At 71.0% G+C, this 18,573-nt stretch carries 13 protein-coding genes; 5 read left to right on the top strand and 8 right to left on the bottom strand.

Going from position 1 to position 18,573, the window contains the following annotated elements:
• Positions 1 to 129: 129 nt before the first annotated feature.
• The 6 genes from K8V84_RS15025 to K8V84_RS15000 form a co-directional block, all read right to left on the bottom strand.
• Positions 130 to 294 (bottom strand): hypothetical protein, encoded by a 165-nt coding sequence (locus K8V84_RS15025; protein WP_304075259.1) that lies wholly within the window; start codon positions 292 to 294, stop codon positions 130 to 132.
• Between the two features lies 1 nt (position 295).
• Entirely contained in the window at positions 296 to 1,759 is a 1,464-nt protein-coding gene (locus tag K8V84_RS15020) for a hypothetical protein (RefSeq protein WP_304075256.1), read from the bottom strand.
• Positions 1,756 to 3,717, bottom strand: coding sequence for a GTPase-associated protein 1-related protein (locus K8V84_RS15015; RefSeq protein ID WP_304075254.1), 1,962 nt, complete (start codon positions 3,715 to 3,717; stop codon positions 1,756 to 1,758). Before K8V84_RS15015 ends, K8V84_RS15020 begins: the two co-directional genes overlap by 4 nt.
• A 20-nt stretch (positions 3,718 to 3,737) precedes the next feature.
• A complete protein-coding gene (locus K8V84_RS15010; RefSeq protein ID WP_304075251.1) occupies positions 3,738 to 4,937 on the bottom strand; it encodes a hypothetical protein in 1,200 nt (399 codons plus the stop codon).
• Positions 4,934 to 6,214 carry a hypothetical protein gene (locus K8V84_RS15005; RefSeq protein WP_304075249.1) on the bottom strand — a complete coding sequence of 427 codons (1,281 nt, stop codon included), beginning with the start codon at positions 6,212 to 6,214 and terminating at the stop codon, positions 4,934 to 4,936. The genes K8V84_RS15010 and K8V84_RS15005 overlap by 4 nt, the downstream gene beginning before the upstream one ends.
• Positions 6,215 to 6,598: 384 nt before the next feature.
• The gene (locus K8V84_RS15000; protein ID WP_304075246.1) at positions 6,599 to 8,698 is read right to left on the bottom strand and encodes an acyltransferase family protein; all 2,100 of its coding nucleotides are present in this window, start codon (positions 8,696 to 8,698) and stop codon (positions 6,599 to 6,601) included.
• 459 nt (positions 8,699 to 9,157) lie between these two features.
• Between K8V84_RS15000 and K8V84_RS14995 the strand changes: the two genes are divergently transcribed.
• Positions 9,158 to 10,243, top strand: coding sequence for a hypothetical protein (locus K8V84_RS14995; RefSeq protein WP_304075244.1), 1,086 nt, complete (start codon positions 9,158 to 9,160; stop codon positions 10,241 to 10,243).
• A gap of 114 nt (positions 10,244 to 10,357) precedes the next feature.
• A complete protein-coding gene (locus K8V84_RS14990; RefSeq protein WP_304075241.1) occupies positions 10,358 to 11,005 on the top strand; it encodes a dihydrofolate reductase family protein in 648 nt (215 codons plus the stop codon).
• Between the two features lie 39 nt (positions 11,006 to 11,044).
• On the opposite strand, the gene K8V84_RS14985 is transcribed toward K8V84_RS14990, so the two are convergent.
• Entirely contained in the window at positions 11,045 to 12,253 is a 1,209-nt protein-coding gene (locus K8V84_RS14985; RefSeq protein ID WP_304075238.1) for an ROK family transcriptional regulator, read from the bottom strand.
• Positions 12,254 to 12,425: 172 nt separating this feature from the next.
• Here K8V84_RS14985 and K8V84_RS14980 point away from each other — a divergent pair, with 172 nt between their 5' ends.
• The 3 genes from K8V84_RS14980 (at position 12,426) to K8V84_RS14970 (ending at position 15,607) form a co-directional block, all read left to right on the top strand.
• The gene (locus K8V84_RS14980; protein WP_304075236.1) at positions 12,426 to 13,790 is read left to right on the top strand and encodes an extracellular solute-binding protein; all 1,365 of its coding nucleotides are present in this window, start codon (positions 12,426 to 12,428) and stop codon (positions 13,788 to 13,790) included.
• A gap of 99 nt (positions 13,791 to 13,889) precedes the next feature.
• Positions 13,890 to 14,726 carry a sugar ABC transporter permease gene (locus tag K8V84_RS14975; protein WP_304075261.1) on the top strand — a complete coding sequence of 279 codons (837 nt, stop codon included), beginning with the start codon at positions 13,890 to 13,892 and terminating at the stop codon, positions 14,724 to 14,726.
• Positions 14,723 to 15,607, top strand: a complete 885-nt coding sequence (locus tag K8V84_RS14970; RefSeq protein ID WP_304075233.1) for a carbohydrate ABC transporter permease — start codon at positions 14,723 to 14,725, stop codon at positions 15,605 to 15,607. Before K8V84_RS14975 ends, K8V84_RS14970 begins: the two co-directional genes overlap by 4 nt.
• A gap of 43 nt (positions 15,608 to 15,650) precedes the next feature.
• Here the strand turns inward: K8V84_RS14970 and K8V84_RS14965 are convergent.
• Positions 15,651 to 18,573 (bottom strand): glycoside hydrolase family 38 C-terminal domain-containing protein (locus K8V84_RS14965; protein ID WP_304075230.1); only part of this gene is annotated, 2,923 nt, incomplete at its 5' end.

The raw sequence follows: 18,573 nt of genomic DNA, 5'->3' as shown, positions 1-18,573 counted from the left end.
CCACCCCGCCCAACAACCCCAAGGCCGGTGACCCGAGGCACCCCACCCACACCACCCACCCTCACCCCGGACAGCACGAAACAGGCGAAACGCCCGGGTGCGGGCCAACGGGGAAGTGAGTGTGGGCGGTCAGGTGGCGAGGGTGAACCAGACCGAATGGAGCAAGGCCAGGGTGCCCCGGGCCAGGTGGGCCAGAACGAAAGTCGTGGTCAGGGCGATGGCCGCGTACAGCACCCAGGCGGTGGCGCGACGGGCGACGCGGTAGCGCGGGTGTGGGTGCGGGTCGACGGACACCTCACACCTCCAGGGGGACGGTGGCGGGAACCGGTGCCCGTCGCGGGTCGGTGAGCATCTCCGAGAACACCGCGGCCTCGAGGGCCAGCACCCAGCGCAGCAGTTCCGTCAGGCTCGGGTCCGGCCGACCGTCGGGGTCCACGACGGCGCTGGTCACGAAGGTCGCCACGGCACCGAAGTCGGCCCGGGCCGCGCGCAGCAGGTTGTTCGCGCCCATCACCTCGCGCAGCCACCGCTCGGGCGGAACCCCCGCGGGGTCCAGGGAGGTGCGCGCGAGCAGGTCGCCGCGGGTCACCACCACCGCGAGCCGGGTTCGCGCCCGGCCGACGCCGTGCGCACGGTACCGCCGGTGCACCTGGTCACGGACCTGCATGTAGGCCCGTTCGGGGTCGGGCACCTGGGAACGGTCGCCGGCGAGCCGGCGCTGTTCGTCGGCGTCGAGGGCGTTCCATACGGTGGGGACCGCCAAGGGGTCCAACACCAGTAGGAACGTGGTGGCCTCGCCCAGGTAGGTGAGGTCCTCGGTGCGATCGGTGGTGTTGAACCACTCACCGGCGGTGTCGTACAGCTGCACCAGCAGGGCGCACCGGTCGGCCTCCACTCGCAGGGTCAACCCTCGGGCCCGGCGCCCCGGCGGGGTGGGCGGCACCCGGTGGTCGGGTGCGAGTCGGGGGCGACTGTCGCGCAGCCTCCGTGCGGTCTCCCGCCCCATCGCCACGGTACGAGCACGGACGTGGCGCCCGGCGCAGTACGCCAGGGCCACGTGCAGGCCATGGGTGAGTCGGGTCTTGCCCGCGCCGGCCGCCCCGAACAACGGCAGCACGAACTCGCGGGCCTCACCGGGCCGGTGCTCCAACACCTGGGCGCAGCGCGGGCAGTGGGTCCGCAGATCGGCGCTGCCCAAAAGCAGCAGTGTGGGCAGGCCCCCGCCGCACACGCACCGGCGACGGAACACGCCCTGGGCCCCGGGCCGCACGTCGCGGTGCCGTCTCCCGCAGCCGTCGCACGCGTAGGACGGGTAGGGCATGTGTTCGAAGCAGAGTGGGCACACCATGCGGATTCGGCGCACGAACAGCGACGCTCCGTCCACCGACCGCAGCACGCCGACCCCCGTCCAGGCCACGGCGGAGTGGACCAGCGCGACCACCAACTGCAGGCACAGGAACGGTGCCAGGAACACCACGAACGGTCCGGCGTCGAGGTGGACCCGGCGGTACACCTCCGCCAGGTCCCGCCACAGGGGACCGCCGTGATACCCCCACCACGCGGACTCCCCGGGTCCCGGCGGTGCCACGCGCGGACTGTCGCCCCGGTACAGCACCTCGTGGATCCGGCGCAGATGCAGGACCACCAGGAACACCAGCCCGGCGGCCAGAGCGGCGACGACCACCACGATCACCGTGTTGACCAGGAGGGCGAACACCCCCACGACACCGTCCACGGCCCTCTCCTGTTCGGCTCTCATCGGCCCCCTCCGAAGCGCGATCCGAACAGGCCGTCCTGTCCGCCGCGTTCTCGGACGCCGCGCACCCACCGGTCGAAGTCCCGCTCGCGGTCAGGGTCGTGGAAGGCCCGACGGGCCGCCGCCACGTCCCTGCGCGACCAGGTGGGCGCTGCGGGTTCGAGCACGTCGAGGAGGAGCGAGCGGCCTCGGTCGAGCGCCGTCGCCCGGCCTCCCGCGCACAACCGGCGGGCCGTCAGGAACACCCGTGCCACGAGTTCGGCCTCCAAGGGGCGCGCGGACAGACCCAGGATCGACCGGGGCGGCAGGGTCAAACGCTCGGCGGCCGCTCGACGATAGGCGTCGAACAGTGCCTCCGGACAGTCCGCCAACGCCCGCGCGGCCAGGGGGCCGGCGCCCGCACCGGTGTGCAGCAGACGTAGTTCGCGCAGTCCCGAGACGGCGGAGGATACTTCTCGATCCGCCGCGAAGAACGCGCCGATGGGGTCGGCGGCCAGCGCGGTGAGGGTCCGACGCGGCAACGACCCCAGCGAACGCGCGACCCCGTGCCGCAGCGGGGCGTGTGTCTCCAACAGCCCGGCCAGGTCACGGTCCGGCGGAACGTCGGCCAGCGCTCGGGCGAGGGGCCCGGCCCCATAGCGCTCCAACGCGGCCTCGGGCGGGCGCACCCCGCCCGCGCGGGCCCATCGCAGCAGCTCCACCACACGCGCGGGTTCGAGAGCACCGTCCAACAGCGCACCCATCCGGTCTCCGGCCATGGACGACACCCGGGGCGAACGGATGGACGCCACCGGAGGAGCGCACGCACCGGACGCGATCCGGGCCAGAGCGCGCCGCACGAGCAGCCCTTCCGCTCGTTCGATCAGATCCCGAGAACCACAGGCGTGCGCCACCGCCTGGAGCCGCGCCGGCTCATCGTCCGGCGATTCGAGGGACGGGTCCAGGAGCCGTTCCAGCAGCTCTCGGGCGGGCCCGGTGGGCAACCGGTCCACGGCTTCGGGCAACCAGGCACGGACCACTCGCAGGTCGGGTTCGGTGACGGGGACACCGGCCTCGCTCAGACGGGCCGCCGCCAGCGGTGGCCGCCACGTCGCGAGACCTTCCTCGGCCCCGGAGGCATAGCGTCTGGCCGAGGCCCAGAGCCGCGGGGCGAGCTCCACACCGGTCAGCAGCACGGTCGAGACCACCGACAGCGTGTCCGGGGTGGCCTCCGGTTCGCCGACCTCCTGTGCGGAGAAGTCGCCGGCCCCCGACCCCGCCGCCCCGAAGACGACGAAGCGATCCCGCAGCCCGTCCGTGTCGGTGTCCGGCGGCACCGCCACCACGTGCACCGGGGTGTCCTCCGGGCTGCCGCTGTAGGTCGCGAAGGACATCCGCCGGGCGCGCCGGGGCGGCAGCAGGTGCGACAGGGCGGCCACCCAATGGGCGGCGTCCTCGTCCCGTGCCGGCAACAGCACCGGAGAGCCCCCGTCGATGGCCGCGTCCACCGCCACCAGCAGCCGGCGCAGCAGTGACTCGTCCCGCCCCCGAAGCCAGGCCGCGGTGCGTGTGCGGTCCAACGGGCCCGAGCCGGGCAAGAGCCCCGGTAGGTCGGGATCGGTCACCGGTCGCCTCGCCCAGAATCCGGCCCCCCACAACTCGGCGGGCAGCGGACCCTCGTCCCCCTCCAACAGGAGACTGTGCACGAAGTAGTTGCCCGGTCTGCCGGAGGGATCGTGTCCGCTGGAGACCACCCGGCTCAGCACACGCGCCCCGCCCAGGTCGGGGGAGTAACACAGGTTCACCGGGTGTCGGTGGACCTCCTCCGGCGGCAGTGACCTCGGTGGTTCGTACACGGTGAACCGCTCCACCTCACGCAGTACGCGCGCGTCCACACCCGGGGTGGCGGCGTTGAACTGGTAGCCGCCGCAGCCGGACAGGCCGTGTTCGCACGAGGTGTAGTAGAGCTGAGCCGCACCCATCGCCTGAACGTGTCCCTTCCCTAGACGTCCTTCGCCGGGACCACCCCGAATTCCGAGAGCATCCACAGGAACGGGTCGGCCACCCGGTAGGGCCGCACCCCGCCGTGCAGCACGTTGTCCTCGTCGGGGCCCTCGCCCAACGCCGACACCCCGAAGTACCGGGCGTTGGCGTAGTGCGTGCGCACGTGGACGTCGACGTCGGCCGCGCCCCAACGGTGCAGGAGCTGCTGGACCTGGGCGTGCACGTCCTGGCCGTCACGGACGTCGAAGTACGGCGCGTCCGGCTGGGGTCGGTGCAGTGGGGAACCCTCGTCCAGGTCCTCGCGCAGCGCGTCGATCTTGCTCAGGCACACCGCCACCGGTGTCCTGATCCGCCCCCGAACGTGATCGGATCGCCGCATCAACAGGTCCGTGACCCGGCCGAGCATGTCGAACGACCGGTTCCGTGGGCTCTCCAACGCGGGCATGCGTGTTCCGGGCGCGGCCGAGGGGCGGGCCCCCTTCATCTGCAACGGGTCCAGCAGCACGATCACCCCGTCGGCGTTGCGCAGGTACCGCAGATTGGTCTCCACACTGTCCATGTCGTGCAGGTCCTCGCCCGCCGTGTCGAGGAACGACAGCAGCGTGTGGTGCGGGCGGTCCATCAGCAGGCCGGGGCGCAGCCCGGTATACCGGAACACCAGGGGCTCGCGGGCCGCTCCGGTGCGTCTGGTCGCCCGCAGCAGCCGGCCCTCCTCGTACAGGGGCGCCTCGTAGTCGCTGCCGAACCGGTGCCGGGTGTGGTCGTCGGCGCCGCCCACCGACGCCCGGAAGCGCGCGCCCACCCTGTGCTTCAACTCGTGGATGAGGACGGTCATGAACACGGTCTTGCCGGAGTCGCGTGCGCCCACCAGCGCGATGACGCGGCCGCGCATCCGTCCGAAGTTCACCGGCAGTCGCGAGTGACAGACCACGCACACCTGCCGGTCGCTGGCCGAGGAACACGCGGGACAGTGGGCCCGAGGGCGGCGACCGTCCGCTTCGAACACCGGGGGCAGTCGTTCCTTGCGGCCCAGGTGGTCGCGCAGCGCCCGGTCCTCCTCCTCGGGGCACACCCGACCGTCGGGGCCGGGACGTCCCGGGCAACGGAACCCGATCTGCCGTTCGGTGAAGACCGAGTAGCAGTACGGGCACACCAGGCGCGGCCCCGTGAGCGGGTTCGCGGGGACGACGAGGTTCACAGGCGCAGCTCCCTGACCGAGGGCTGTCGCAGGCGCACGTCGCCACCCGGGCCCAAGGGGAAACACGTCAGCCAGCCGGGGGCGGCGTCCCACGGCGGGCGCACCCGCACCGACACCCGCTCACCGGCGGCCAGGTCCCGTGCGGGCAGGACCGACAACACCCGGTCCCGCCCGGTGCGCGCGTGCGGCTGCACCTCACCGGGGGTGAACACGACCGCGATCCGCGGCATCCGACAGGGGACGTCCGTGCTCAGGTGCACCAGCCTTTCGCGGCGCAGCAGTCCCACCGGTTCGACCCGGTAGTCCAGGACGACACGTCCGGGCAGGCGCACGGTCGTGGGAACGCTCAACGCCTCCTCGGCCCCGGAGTGGATCGTGGTGCGGACCGTCACCACCAGTGGACCGGAACCCATGGGCGTCTCGAACCCGCCCTCGGCGTCGTAGCGCACCCGCGTGCGACGTTCCCAACCGGCGGGCTCCCCGTCGGTCTCCGCCGCCCAGGTCACCAGGGCCGATGAGGTGTGCTCCGGCCAGGACCAGCCGAGCCTCACCACGGTGTCGAACCGTTCGGCCCGCAGACCCGTCACGGGCGGGGCCACGACCACCCGCACGGGCGAGCCCGCCACCCGGCGCTCCCCGTCCTCGGTCATCGCCACCACGTGGGAGACCCCGGCCGGCAGGGACAACGGCAACCGGTGGCGACCGTCGGACCCCTGGACGGGTTCGCCCTCCACCGGAGCGCCCGATGTCGCCGCGGTCGCGCTCCGGCCGGCGTACAGCCGGACCCGACCGCGCTTGGGCGGGGTCCAGGACGCCACCCGGCCACCCTCGCCCGGGTCGACGCGAAGGTCGCGCACGGGTTCGGCCCGCGGCCCCGGAACCGCCCTGATCAGCAGACCCTGGGAACCTCGGGTCCACCCCTGCGAGGTCAGGTACACCGCCCGCACACGGTAGAAGTACTCCTGGTCGGCGCGCACCGACGTGTCGCGAAAACCCGACCCGTGGTGCTCCACCGACACCACCCCGGTGCCCTTGCCGTGCGGTGGCGCGCCGGCCCCACGCAGCACCTCCACCCGGACCGCCTCCGGGGGCCGACGCCAGGAGACCGACACCCCTGACTCGTCGACGGTCGTCCTCACCTCGGACACGTCCGGGACGATCATCGCCGGGGCGCTCACCGCGGCCTCCGACACCCGGCCGTCCCGAACCGCCACCACCGCGTAGTGGGCGTCCACGCCCGCGCCGATTCGGTCGTCGACCAGTTCGACACCGAACACCTCTCCGAGAGACTCCTCACGAGCGGTGCCCCCACGACCGGTTCGGCGCGTCACCCGGTAGCCGACGGGGCCCTTCGTATTCGTATCCGGCCGCCACGTCACCACCACGTGCGATCCGTCCACCCGTGCGGTCACGTCCCGAGGTGGAGACGGTGTCCGTACTTCGGTGGTCGTTCCCCGGAGTGCGGGGGCGTCGGTGGAATCCAACGGGCGGCCTTTCACCGTGGGGACGAAGGTGCTCGGCGGGATTCGACGAGCATACTTCGGTGAGCCCCGTCCCAACGTGGCGAAACGCCCTTTCGTGAAACGACCCGGAGGCCCTTCCCCGTCTCTCGCCGAAACGGAAACGAAAATTCACTCCGATAAAGGCGAAAAAGGACGAATCTACGGCAGGGATCCCTGTGAGGTCCTCGACAGCGCCTGGTCCATCCGCCTCCCCAGATCCTCGCTCAGCAGTCGTGCGTAGGTCCCGGTGATGTGGTGGGAGTCCCGGTACACCAGCACGTTGCCGATCACCACAGGACATGTGTCCTCGACACAGAACCGGTCGGTGAGGTCGACGATCTCCGCGTCCTCGACCTGCTCCACCGCCACCTCCTGTGGGTCGGCGGTCTCCATGGCCTGTTCGATCGGGTGATCGCACTCGGTGGGACTCTCGACGTTGGCGGCCAGGCAGTCCAAGACGTCCGAGCGCACCCGAGGGGTGTCGCGTACGGCCAGTACCGGCACGCCCGCTTCGGTGATCTCACCCCACAGTTGAGCCATGCCCTCACCCATGACCCGTTGTATCTCCGCGGGGCCCTCGTCTCCGAGACCGTAAGGGTTGCCCTTCACCGAGGAACTGGTGAACACCATGTCGGGGTCGATCTCCAGGATCTCGTCGACGGTCTCGCGGTTCCACTCCTGACAGTTCTCGTAGGGTCCACCGTCCCGTCCCACCAGGATGTCGGTGAACGCGCACGCGGACTTGCTGAGCACCACCAACCGCCAGCCGCGCTCCTCGCCGAGCGCCTCCAGGGCGGGGATCCACTGCAGACTGTGCGAGTCGCCGGTGATCACCACGGTCGCCTCGGCGTCGTCGGGACCGTAGGCACACCATTGGCCGGGATCGTCGTCGTCGAAGCCGGCGTGACAACCGTCGTCGTAGGTGCGGGGCACGTCGTCCTCGGCGTCGACGGGGGAGGGGTAGAGCATCTCCGAGGACAGGATCCCGGTGTCCAGCGCCTTGGGCCCCACGTGCACGGACGGGTCGAACTCGACCGAGGCCATCCGGTCGACCCGCTGGGTGGCGGCGGCCGAGACCAGGGCCACCCCCAGGATCCCGCACACGGCCATCGCCAGCGCGGCGCGGCCGGTGCGCACGAGCTTGTGCCGGGCCACCGGGTCCTCCACCCACACCTTGGTGCCCCAGGCGAGCAGCACCGAGACCCCGGCCGCGAGCCCGATGCCGAGCGGGCCGAGGGAACCCCGGCCGAACAGCTCCAGGGTGAAGATGATGACCGGCCAGTGCCACAGGTACAGCGAGTAGGAGATGTCGCCGAAGAACCTGGCCGGGCGGGTGCCCAACACGACCGAGGCGGCCGGGCCGGAGGGGCTCTCGGCGGCGATCACGGCGACGCATCCCAGGATCGGCAGCAGCGCGGTGTACCCGGGGAAGGGTGTGCCGGAGTCGTAGAGCAGCGCCGACGCCACGATCGCCGCCAACCCGAGCCATCCCAGTGGCAACCGCAGACGCTCAGGCAGCGACCCGTGGGACATCGCCACGGCCAGCAGCCCGCCCGCCGCGAGCTCCCACGCCCGGGTGACCGGCCAGAAGTAGGCACCCGCGTCACCGGAGAGGGTCATCCGGACCGAGCAGGCCAGGGACGCCACGAACACCGCGCCGAGCACGGCGGTCAACACCCCGTTCCCCGCCCGCCACCAACGCGCCGCCAAGGCCCACAGCAGGAACAACAGCGGCCACACCAGGTAGAACTGCTCCTCCACCGAAAGCGACCAGAAGTGCTGCACCGGGCTGGGCGGGGTCTCCGCGGCCAGGTAGTCCAGCGCCTGGTCGGCCAGGTACAGGTTCTCCACCCAAAGGGCCGAGGCGAGCAGTTGCCAGGCGGTGTCGCCCAGCCTGGTCACCGGCAGCGCCACCAGCGACACCGCGCCGGTGACGAGGAGGACCAGGGTGGCCGCGGGAAGCAACCTGCGCACCCGCCGCACGTAGAACTTCGCCAGCGAGACCCGCCCGTTTTCGGTGACCTCGCGCAGCAGCAACGACGTGATGAGGAAACCCGAGATCACGAAGAAGACGTCGACTCCCACGTAGCCACCGGGGAGCAGTTCCGGCTTCAGGTGGTAGACGAGCACGAGCAGGACGGCGAGGGCACGGAGCCCCTGCACCTCGGGTCGAAACCTGGTCAGGGTGGTTTCGGCCCGCCCATCGCCCCTGCCCGAGGAAGGGACGGGTGGCTGCGCGGAGAGAGCGGGTGATCGCATTGTGCCATGGTGGCGCGTTCGGAGAAACCTTTGGTACGGACACGGCAATGCTTCAGTGAGAATTTCCCGAACCGTCGTTCAGAAGTGAACGCGACCTGTCCCGAACGTCACCGACTCACCCGCCCCCGGACACCGTTCCACTCCACGATGGCCGGCGGGTAGCGCAGATCACACCCCGGCCGGAGTTTCCTGTTTCCCCGTCGAAAGAACGCGGGAAACGAGGCGATCGGCCTTTCTGATTCCGCCTTTTCCGAACATTATCGAGTTGTGGACGAGTTGTCCCACCGGAGAGGAGTGAGTCGATTCCTCCTGGTCGGACGGGGAGATTCCCGCGCCGACACGGGAGGGTCTCCGGAGGAGCACGACTCGGCATTGGTGGCACGAGCACGCTCGTTCTCGGGCAGACTGGCATGTGGACTTTCCCAAGTCATTCCCCTGCCCCCGCAAGAGGAGACACCCGTGGCCACCTACACCCGCACCCGCCTGGTGGTGGTCGTCGTGGTGCTGCTCGTCCCGGCGGTGCTGTATCCGCTGGTCGGGCTGTGGGCACTGGTGTGGCTTCCGGTGGCGTTGATGCTGCTGGGGGTTGCTCTGGCACGGCCGGCGGTGCTGGCCGAAATCGTGCCGGTCCTGGTTCGGACGCTGTCCGGAACCGGCCCCGAGGTCGATCCGCGACCCGTCGAGGCCGAGGAGCGGCGCGATGGTTCCGACCGAGGCGACGAACCCGACCCGGTTCCGGCACCGCGTGGTGAGAGCGGCACCCGCGGGGTGCGCCTGCGCCGCACCGCGCTGCCCAGCGCCGAGGACGACTACGACTTCGTGTTCTCCGCGCGGGTGCACTGGCGGTGGGCCGGCCGGATCGACCTGAGGCTGCGCAACCCCGCAGGCCCCGCTTCGCACTCGATCCTGCTGCGCGCCCGCGAGGTCCTGGCCCGCACCGGCCCAAAGGACCGCGGGGTGGTCGAGGTCGAACTGACCGCGCTCTTGGCCACCGAGTCCCCCGTGGCCGGCGGCATCGTCGAGGTGTGGGCCGACGACGTGCGCGTGGACCTGGAGGACGAGGACGAGGAGCGTCTGCGCAGCATCGTTCGGTTGCGCAAGGACCGCGCCCTGTGGGAGGCCGAACACGAGGCCGAGTCGGTGCGCGCCGTCCTACGGGACGCCCCGGCCAGTGGACCGGGACCCGCGCCCGGGGGCCCCGCTTCGGGACCGGCGCCGGACCCGAGGCCCTCGTCCGCGCCGCCGTCGTCCGGGGAGCCGGTCGAGGAACTGTCCGGCCAGATCATCGAACACTTCGAGCACCCCGTCTCCGGCAGTGGTGTCGACGACGAGGGCTACGAGAGCTACTGGTGGCCCGCCGACCCCGGCGAGGACGAGGCCGCCATGCAGCAGGACGTCCAGGTCGCCATCCTGCGCGGGCTGATCGACTCGGTCCCAGGCGAGGCCGAGCGCGCCGCGTTCGTCCGGGAGCAGGTGCACATACTGGAGCGCGGCGGCTTCGCCCACGTGGCCGAACGCATCCAGTCCGTCTACCCCGACCACTGATCCCTGGCCACTGATCCCGGACCTTGATTCCGGCCGGTCACGGCGATGAGTTCTCTCGGGCGGCGGAGTCTTCCCCGTTGTCGACCCCACCTGTCGACCACACGGGAGGAACACGTGCCACAGCTGCTGAGGGTCCAGAACTTCACCGTCTCCGAGGACGGGATCGCCGCCGGGTGGAACCAGCGCCTCGAAAGCCCGTTCGGAGACGTCGACCGACCCGAGAGGCTCTTCGCCTGGGCCGGGGCCACGGCGGGATGGCCCGGTCGCGTCGACCCGGGAGGAAGCCGGGGCCTCGACGACTACTTCACGCGCGACTTCGCGAACAACATCGGCGCCGAGATCATGGGCCGTAACAAGTTCGGCCCCTGGCGCGGACCCTGGCCCGACCACCAATGGCGCGGCTGGTGGGGGGAGGAGCCCCCGTTCCACACCCCGGTGTTCGTCATGACCCACCACGAGCGTCCCTCGTTCACGCTCTCCGACACCACGTTCCACTTCGTCGGAGGCGACCCGGCAACGGTCCTCGAACAGGCGCGGGAGGCCGCACGGGGCAAGGACGTCCGACTCGGCGGCGGGGTCACCACCATCCGCCGGTTCCTCGAAGCCGACCTCGTCGACACGATGCACGTGGCGGTCGCGCCGCTGGAACTCGGGTCCGGTCTGAAGCTCTGGGAGTCCCCCGACGAGCTGCTCGACCGGTTCCACCTGGAGGTCGTGCCCAGTCCGAGCGGCGTGAGGCACCATCTGTTCTGGCGAGGGTGACACCGGGGCCCCGCCCCGGGACGCGCCCGGGCACGGGGCTCACACGGTGGTGAACTTGGGGGAGTAGGCGGCGTGCAGGACCAGGGTGGCCGCGCCGATGGCCCCGACGTCCTCGCCGATCAGGGACGGCTCCACCCGCACCCGGCGCACCCCGCGGGCGATGGTGCGTTCGGCCACCGCGCGATCCAGCGCCTCGGCGTACAGCGCCCCGATGTGCGACATGCCCCAGCCGCCCAGTACCACCACCGGAACGTCCACCAGGTTGAGCAGGGTCACCGCGGCGTCGCCCAGGCGCCGACCGGCCTCGCCCACCACCCGCGCGGCGACCGGATCCCCGGCGCGCGCCTCTCGGCACACCCTCCGGTACGCGGCCACCGTGCGCGCCTCTCCGCGTTCGAAGTCCGCCCGGTCCTCCCCGCGTCGGAGGGCGGCCTCGGTGGCGACGGCGTGCGGGGCCGTGTAGGTCTCCAAACAACCCCGGTTGCCGCACGGGCAGTCCGGTCCCCGCGGGTCCACGGTCACGTGCCCGATCTCGGCCGCGTTGAAGGTGCCGCCGCGGTACACGTCGCCGTCCAGCACCAGACCGCCGCCGATGCCGGTGCCCACGTACACGAACGCCATGTCCTCGGAACGCTCACCGCCGCCGGCCCAGCGTTCGCCGATGGTCGCGGCGGTGGCGTCGTTGTCGATCACCACCGGCAGCCCGGTGCGTTCGGCCAGGTCCTCGCGGAGCGGAACCGATCGCCAGCCGGGCAGGTGGGGCGGGGTGACGGCGCTCGCGGAACGGTCGATGGGGCCGGGCGTGGCCACCCCCAGTCCCAGGACCCGGTCGGGTGCGGGCGAGTCCTCCACGATGGCGCGCACCGAACGGCTCAGGGCGTCGATGACCCGGCGCGGACCTTGGGCCGAAGGCGTGCGCCTGCGGGCACGGGCCACCACCCGGCCGGCCAGGTCGGTGACGACCAGGGTGGTGGAGGACGGGTCGATGTGCATGCCCACCGCGTAGTAGGCGCCGGCGTTGAGCCGCAGCATGGTGGCCGGTTTGCCGCCCCTGGAGACGGCCCGGCCGTCCTCCAGGACCAGGCCGTTCTCCAACAGACGCCGCACGATGTTGGAGACCGTCTGCGCGGTCAGCCCGGTCTGTTCGGCCAGTTCGACCCGGCTGACCCCGTCGGAACGGCGGACCGCGTCGAGCACCCTGCTCTGGTTGAGGTCGCCCAACCACAGCAGGTTGGTGCTGGTGCGCATACGTCGAGTCCCTCCGCATTGCCGGTGCGGGCGTTCGGCCGCCCGCCCACCTGAGGGTAACCGCACTGGTTCGCCCCACTTCCCCCATTGTCTTTATCCAAGGTTTTTAGTAAGCATGTGATACGGCTCACTCTCCCGGGTCGCCCGGCCATCGCTGCGTGAGGGGTACACGATGAGGGGAACTCCAAGGAACACCACCCGGGCGGCGGCCGCCGCCGCACTCCTGGCCCTGATCGCCGCAGGCTGTTCCCCGGGGGAGGAACGGGACGCGAACACCGTCCGGGTCGCCTACCAGAAGTTCGGCACCTTCATCGCGATGGACTCGCTGATGCGGAAGGTCAAGGAGGAGTTCGAGGCCGACAACCCCGACGTCACCGTCGAACTCCACGCCGTCGAGGCGCAGGCCGAGGACTACCAGACCCAGGTCAACCTCATGAACGGCTCCGCGAGCGAGGCCCCCGACCTGATCTACCAGGACACCTTCACCATCAACCAGGACGCCGACGCCGGCTACCTCATGCCGCTGGACGACCACTTCGACGCCTGGGAGGACGCCGAACGGTTCAACGAACAGGAGGCCGAGGCGGTCACCTCGCTGGACGGAACCCGTTACGGGGTCATGCTCGGCACCGACGTGCGCGGCCTCTGGTACCGGACCGACTTTCTGGAGCAGGCCGGGGTGGAACTCCCCTGGGAGCCGGCCACCTGGGACGAGGTGCTCGACACCGCCCGAGCCGTGCAGAACGAGTTCGGCGACGAGGTGGTCCCGCTCAACGTCTACTCGGGAACCCCCGCCGGGGAGGCCGCCTCGCTCCAGGGCTTCCAGATGCTGCTCCGCGGCACCGACGACGGCCTGTTCGAGGAATCCTCCGAACAGTGGGTCTCCTCCAGCGCCGGGTTCACCGAGTCCCTGGAGTTCGTCCACACCATCTTCGACGAGGGCCTCACCCTCGACCCCCAGGACGCCCTGGACGCCAACATCGGCACCGTCAACAACGAGGAGCGCTTTCCGAACGGGGAGATGGCGATCAGCCTGGAGGGCTCCTGGGCCACCCAGTCCTGGATCGAGGAGGCCAACCAGCCCTGGCCGGAGTGGGAGGACCACATGGAGTTCACCCCCATGCCCACCCGGAACGGGCAGGGCGAGGGCGCGAGCAGCATGTCCGGCGGCTGGGCCCTGTCGATGGGCGCCCACGCCACCGACCCCGACCTGGCCTGGCAGGTCATGGCCCACGCCCTGAACCAGGAGAACGCGGTGAAGTTCGCTGTCGAGGGCGGCCAGATCCCGGTGCGTTCCGACGTCGCCGAGGACCCCGGCTTCCTGGAGGCCGCCCCCAAGGCCGAACGGTTCGCCGAACTCGTCGACGTCACCGGTTTCCGGCCCGCCTACAGCGAGTACCCGAGGGTGTCCCTGGCGATCCAGGAGGCCATGGAGGTCGTGATGTTGGGCGAGGCCACCCCGGAGGAGGCCGCCGAACTCTACTCCCAGGAGTTGGAGTCGATCGTGGGTCCCGACAACGTCACGGACGGTTCCTGACCGGTGGCGACCACGACCACCCGCGACGACCGGACCACCCGGGAGGCCGAGGCCCGCCGAGGCCGGCGGTGGGCGCGCTCTTCCCGTTGGGTCCTGCCCATGGGGCCCGCCCTGTTCCTGCTGCTGGCGTTCTTCGCCGGCCCCATCCTGTGGACGGTGTGGGCGTCCCTGACCAACGCCGCCCTCACCGGGGCGCAGGCCGCGCAGACCGAGTTCGTCGGCTTCGCCAACTTCGAACGACTGCTCGCCGACACCCGATTTCGCGAAGCCACCGTCCTGACCGTGCTCTTCCTGGTGGGGTGCGTGTTCGGTCAGACCGTGCTCGGCCTGACCCTGGCGCTGCTGATGCGCAACCGGCACGGCGCGGTGCGCGCCACGGTCGGCGCGATCGTGGTGGGAGCCTGGGTCGTCCCCGAGGTCGTGGCGGGGTTCGTCTGGTACGCGTTCCTGGAACGAGAGGGCAGCCTCAACGTCGTCCTCGGGTTCTTCGGCGCGGAGCCGCAGAACTGGCTGTTCACCGCACCGCTGTCGGCGGTGGTCCTGGCCAACATCTGGAAGGGCACCGCTTTTTCGATGATGACCTACTCGGCGGGGTTGTCGGAGGTACCCGACGACCTCAAGGAGGCCGCCAGGGTGGACGGCGCCTCCTCCTTCCAGGTGCTGGTGCACGTGGTGCTGCCGTTGCTGCGCCGCACGCTGGCCACCACCCTGCTCCTGATCACGTTGCAGACCGTGCAGGTGTTCACGCTGATCTTCGTGATGACCTCCGGAGGGCCGGGCGCGCGCAGCACCACGCTGCCGCTGTTGATGTACCAGGAGGCGTTGCGCATGGGCGACCTGGGTTATGGCACCGCGATCGCCCTGGCGTTGCTGGTGGTCGCCGGCCTGTTCTCCGTCGTCTACGTGTGGATGCTCAGCAGGGAGGAACAGCGATGAGCCGCGAGCGGAGCACCGGGACCGGCGGGCGAGGGCGGGCCCGGATCGTGGTGAGCGCGCCGAGCAGGGTCGCCGCGACCCTGCTGACGTACCTGGTCCTGGGCGGGCTGGCCGTGGTGTTCCTGGTGCCCATGCTGTGGATGCTGTTCGCGTCCGTGGACACCCAACCCTCCCTGCGCGCGGGGCCTCCCACCTCGCTCACCCTGGACCACTTCACCGCGATCATGACCCCCGAGATCGTCTACCGGCCGATCTGGAACAGCGTCCTGACCTGTGGGGGAGCGGCGGTGATCACCGCCTTCTGTTCCATGCCGGCCGCCTACCCGCTGTCCCGGTACAACCTGCGCTTTCGCAAACCGTTCCTGTACTCGGTCCTGTTCGCCACCGGTCTGCCCGTCACCGCGATCATGGTGCCGGTGTACGGGATGTTCGTGCAGGCCGACCTGTTGAACTCGTTGACCGCCACCACACTGTTCCTGGCCGCGAGCACCCTGCCGTTCGGGATCTGGCTGACCAAGAACTTCATCGACGGCATCCCCATCGCCCTGGAGGAGGCCGCCTGGGTGGACGGAGCGTCCGCCTGGCAGTCCCTGCGCTACCTGGTGGCGCCGTTGCTGGCCCCCGGCCTGGCCGTGGTGGGGATCTTCACCCTGGTCACCACCTGGGGCAACTTCTTCGTGCCGTTCATCCTGCTCACCAGCCCCGAGAAGATGCCGGCGGCGGTACGCGTGTTCACGTTCTTCGGCCAGTACGGGAGCGTGCGCTACGGCGAACTGGCGGCCTACTCACTGCTGTACACGGTGCCGGTGGTGGCGCTGTACATGGTGGTCTCCCGTGCTATGGGCGGCCGTTTCGCCCTGGGCGGGGCCATGAAGGGTTGAGGAGGACCCGCCGGTCCCGGAGGTCCAGGACCGGCGGGATGACTCAGAGCTCCAGGCGCAGAGTGAGGATCTGGAAGGGGCGCAGGCCCACGTTGACCAGACGCGGGCCTCGACCGTCCTCGTCGGCGGGCATCGTGGCCGTCAACGGCTCCGGGGCGTCCTCGTAGTCCTCCTCCAACAGGTTCACCGCCCGCACCCCGCGCACGGGGAAGCCGGTGCGAAGCGACGTCTGAGCACGTCCACCACGGGCTTCGTAGAGGCGCACCACCACGTCCCCGGAACGGTCGTCGGCGAGCTTGACCGACTCCACGACCACACCGGGATCGGCGACCTCCACCAGTGGTTCCACCGCCGCCGTACCCGGCGCCGAACGCACCGGCAGGTTGATCCGGTACCCCTCGCGCACCGCGTCCTCGATCCGAGCCCCCGGTGCCAGCGCGTAGCGAAGCCGGTGCTCGCCCTGGTCGGTCTCGGGGTCGGGAAAGCGCGGCGCCCGCAGCAGCGACAGCCGCACCGTCGTGGTGGTCCCGCCGTCGGGGCGCACGTCACGGGTGATGTCGTGCCCGTAGGTGGAGTCGTTGAGCACCGCCACTCCGTAGCCGGGCTCGGCCACGTGCACCCAGCGGTGCGCGCAGATCTCGAACTTGGCGGCGTCCCAGGAGGTGTTGGTGTGCGTGGGCCGCTTGACGTGCCCGAACTGGATCTCCGACGACGACTCGTGCGCCCGCACGTCCACCGGGAACGCGGCCTTGAGGAACTTCTCGCGCTCGTGCCAGTCCACGGTGGTGTCCACGTCCAGCCGCCGCGTGCCCGGTGACAGCGACAGCACCTGGGTGAGCGAGGACTCCCCGAAGGAACGGGTGACGCGTACGCCCACGGTGCCCTCGGGGAGCGCGACCCCGGCGACCTCCTCGGTGGTGAGCGCGGTGACCGAGTCGGCCTCGGTCAGGTCGGTGACGCTGTTGCGGTAGAACTCGTCCACGTCCCAGGCGTCCCACTGGTTCGGGACGTCCTGATGCAGCTGGAGCAGGTTGCCGGGCAGCCCCGGGGCGAGCACCTCCCGGCCCTCGGGTTCGACGGACCGGTCCAGGACCGACACCGCCAGCCCACGGTGGTCCACTCGCACCGTCAACAGCCCGTTTTCCAGGACGAAACCGTCGTCGTCGCCGGCCAGGGTGGGTTCGACGGCCCCCTCGACGGCGGGGGAGACGGCCCGGGAGCGTGGCGACGCACCCAGTGCGGGCACCCCGTCGCGTTCGTGGGGGGTCGGGTTGAACACCACCTCGTCGCCCTCGCCCTCGCCCTCGCCACCGCCACCGGCGCCGGCCAGCGCCGCCTGCGCCCGGCCGATGACCTCGGTCAGTTCCTCGGCGACCTCCCGGTAGGACTCGGCCGCCTCACGGTGCACCCACTGGATCGAACTCCCCGGCAGGATGTCGTGGAACTGGTTGAGCAGCACCGTCCGCCACACCCGCTCCAACCGCTCGTACGGGTACTCCGCTCCCACTCGCACCGCGGCCGTGGCCGCCCACAGCTCCGCCTCGCGCAGCAGGTGTTCCGAGCGCCGGTTGCCCTGCTTGGTCGCCGCCTGGCTGGTGTAGGTGCCCCTGTGGAACTCCAGGTACAGCTCGCCCGACCAGACCGGGGCGTCGGTGTACTCGGCGTGCGCCCGGGCGAAGAACTCCTCGGGGTGCTCGATCGTCACCCGAGGCGACCCCTCCAGGTCCCGCAGCCGTGCCGCCCGGCCCAACATCTCGCGGGTGGGTCCGCCACCACCGTCCCCGTGCCCGAACGGCACCAGCGAGTACGAGGACCCGCCCTTGTCCCGGAAGTTGCGGGAGGCGTGCGCCAGCTCCGCCCCGGTCAGCTCCGCGTTGTAGGTGTCCACCGGCGGGAAGTGCGTGAACACCCGGGTGCCGTCCAGCCCCTCCCACCAGAACGTGTGGTGGGGGAACCGGTTGACCTGGTTCCACGAGATCTTCTGGGTGAGGAACCAGCGCGACCCCGACAACCGCACCAACTGTGGCAGGGCCGCCGAGTACCCGAAGGAGTCCGGCAGCCACACCTCCTGGGTGTCCACGCCCAACTCGTCACGGAAGAACCGCTTGCCGAACACGAACTGACGGGCCAGCGCCTCCGCCCCCGGCATGTTGGTGTCGGACTCCACCCACATGCCGCCCACCGGAACGAACCGGCCCGCCTCGGCCTCCTCCACCACCCGGGTGAACAGCTCCGGCTGGTGCTCCTTGATCCACGCCCACTGTTGGGCCTGCGACATCGCGAACACCAGCTCCGGGTGGTCGGCCATCAGCCCCACCACGTTGGCGCTGGTGCGCGCCACCTTCCGGACGGTCTCGCGCAGCGGCCACAGCCACGCCGAGTCGATGTGGGCGTGCCCGACCGCCGAGATCCGATGCGCGCCGGCCGTGGCGGGCGAGGCCAGCTCCGGAGCCAACACCGCGCGGGCGCGCTCGGCGCTGCCGGGTACGTCCTGGGGGTCCAGAGCGTCCAGAGTGCGGCCCAGCGCGCGCAACAGTCGCCAGCGTCGGGGGTCGCCCTCGTCGAGTTCGCGCATCAACCCGCCGGCCACCTCCAGGTCCAGGGCCAGCTCCCACACCAGGGTCTCGAAGATCGCCAGGTCGGCGCGGGCCAGCCGGTACAGGGGTTCGTCGTCCGGGCCGCGTCCGCCGCCCAGTTCGGTGGGCCCAAACGGTGGGTTGTCGAGGATGACGGGGTTGGCGGCGGCCTCCACGTGGAACTCCACGTCCTCGCCGCCCTCGGCGGGGGAACCGACCGGGATCCACGCGTTGCGCGGGTTGAGGCCCTTGACCACGGTGCCGTCGGCGCGGTGCACCAGCCCCTCGCTCTGGAAGCCGGGCATGCCCACGTCGAACCCGAGGTCGACCACTGCCTCCACCCTCCGACCGGCCCACTCGGTGGGCACCCGGCCGCGCACCCGGAACCAG

This window comes from Nocardiopsis listeri (genome assembly GCF_020741345.1).
GTDB classification, from domain to species: Bacteria; Actinomycetota; Actinomycetes; order Streptosporangiales; family Streptosporangiaceae; genus Nocardiopsis; species Nocardiopsis listeri_A.
The sequence above is the reverse complement of the archived record's forward strand: the minus strand, read 5'-3'. Positions and strand labels throughout refer to the sequence as shown.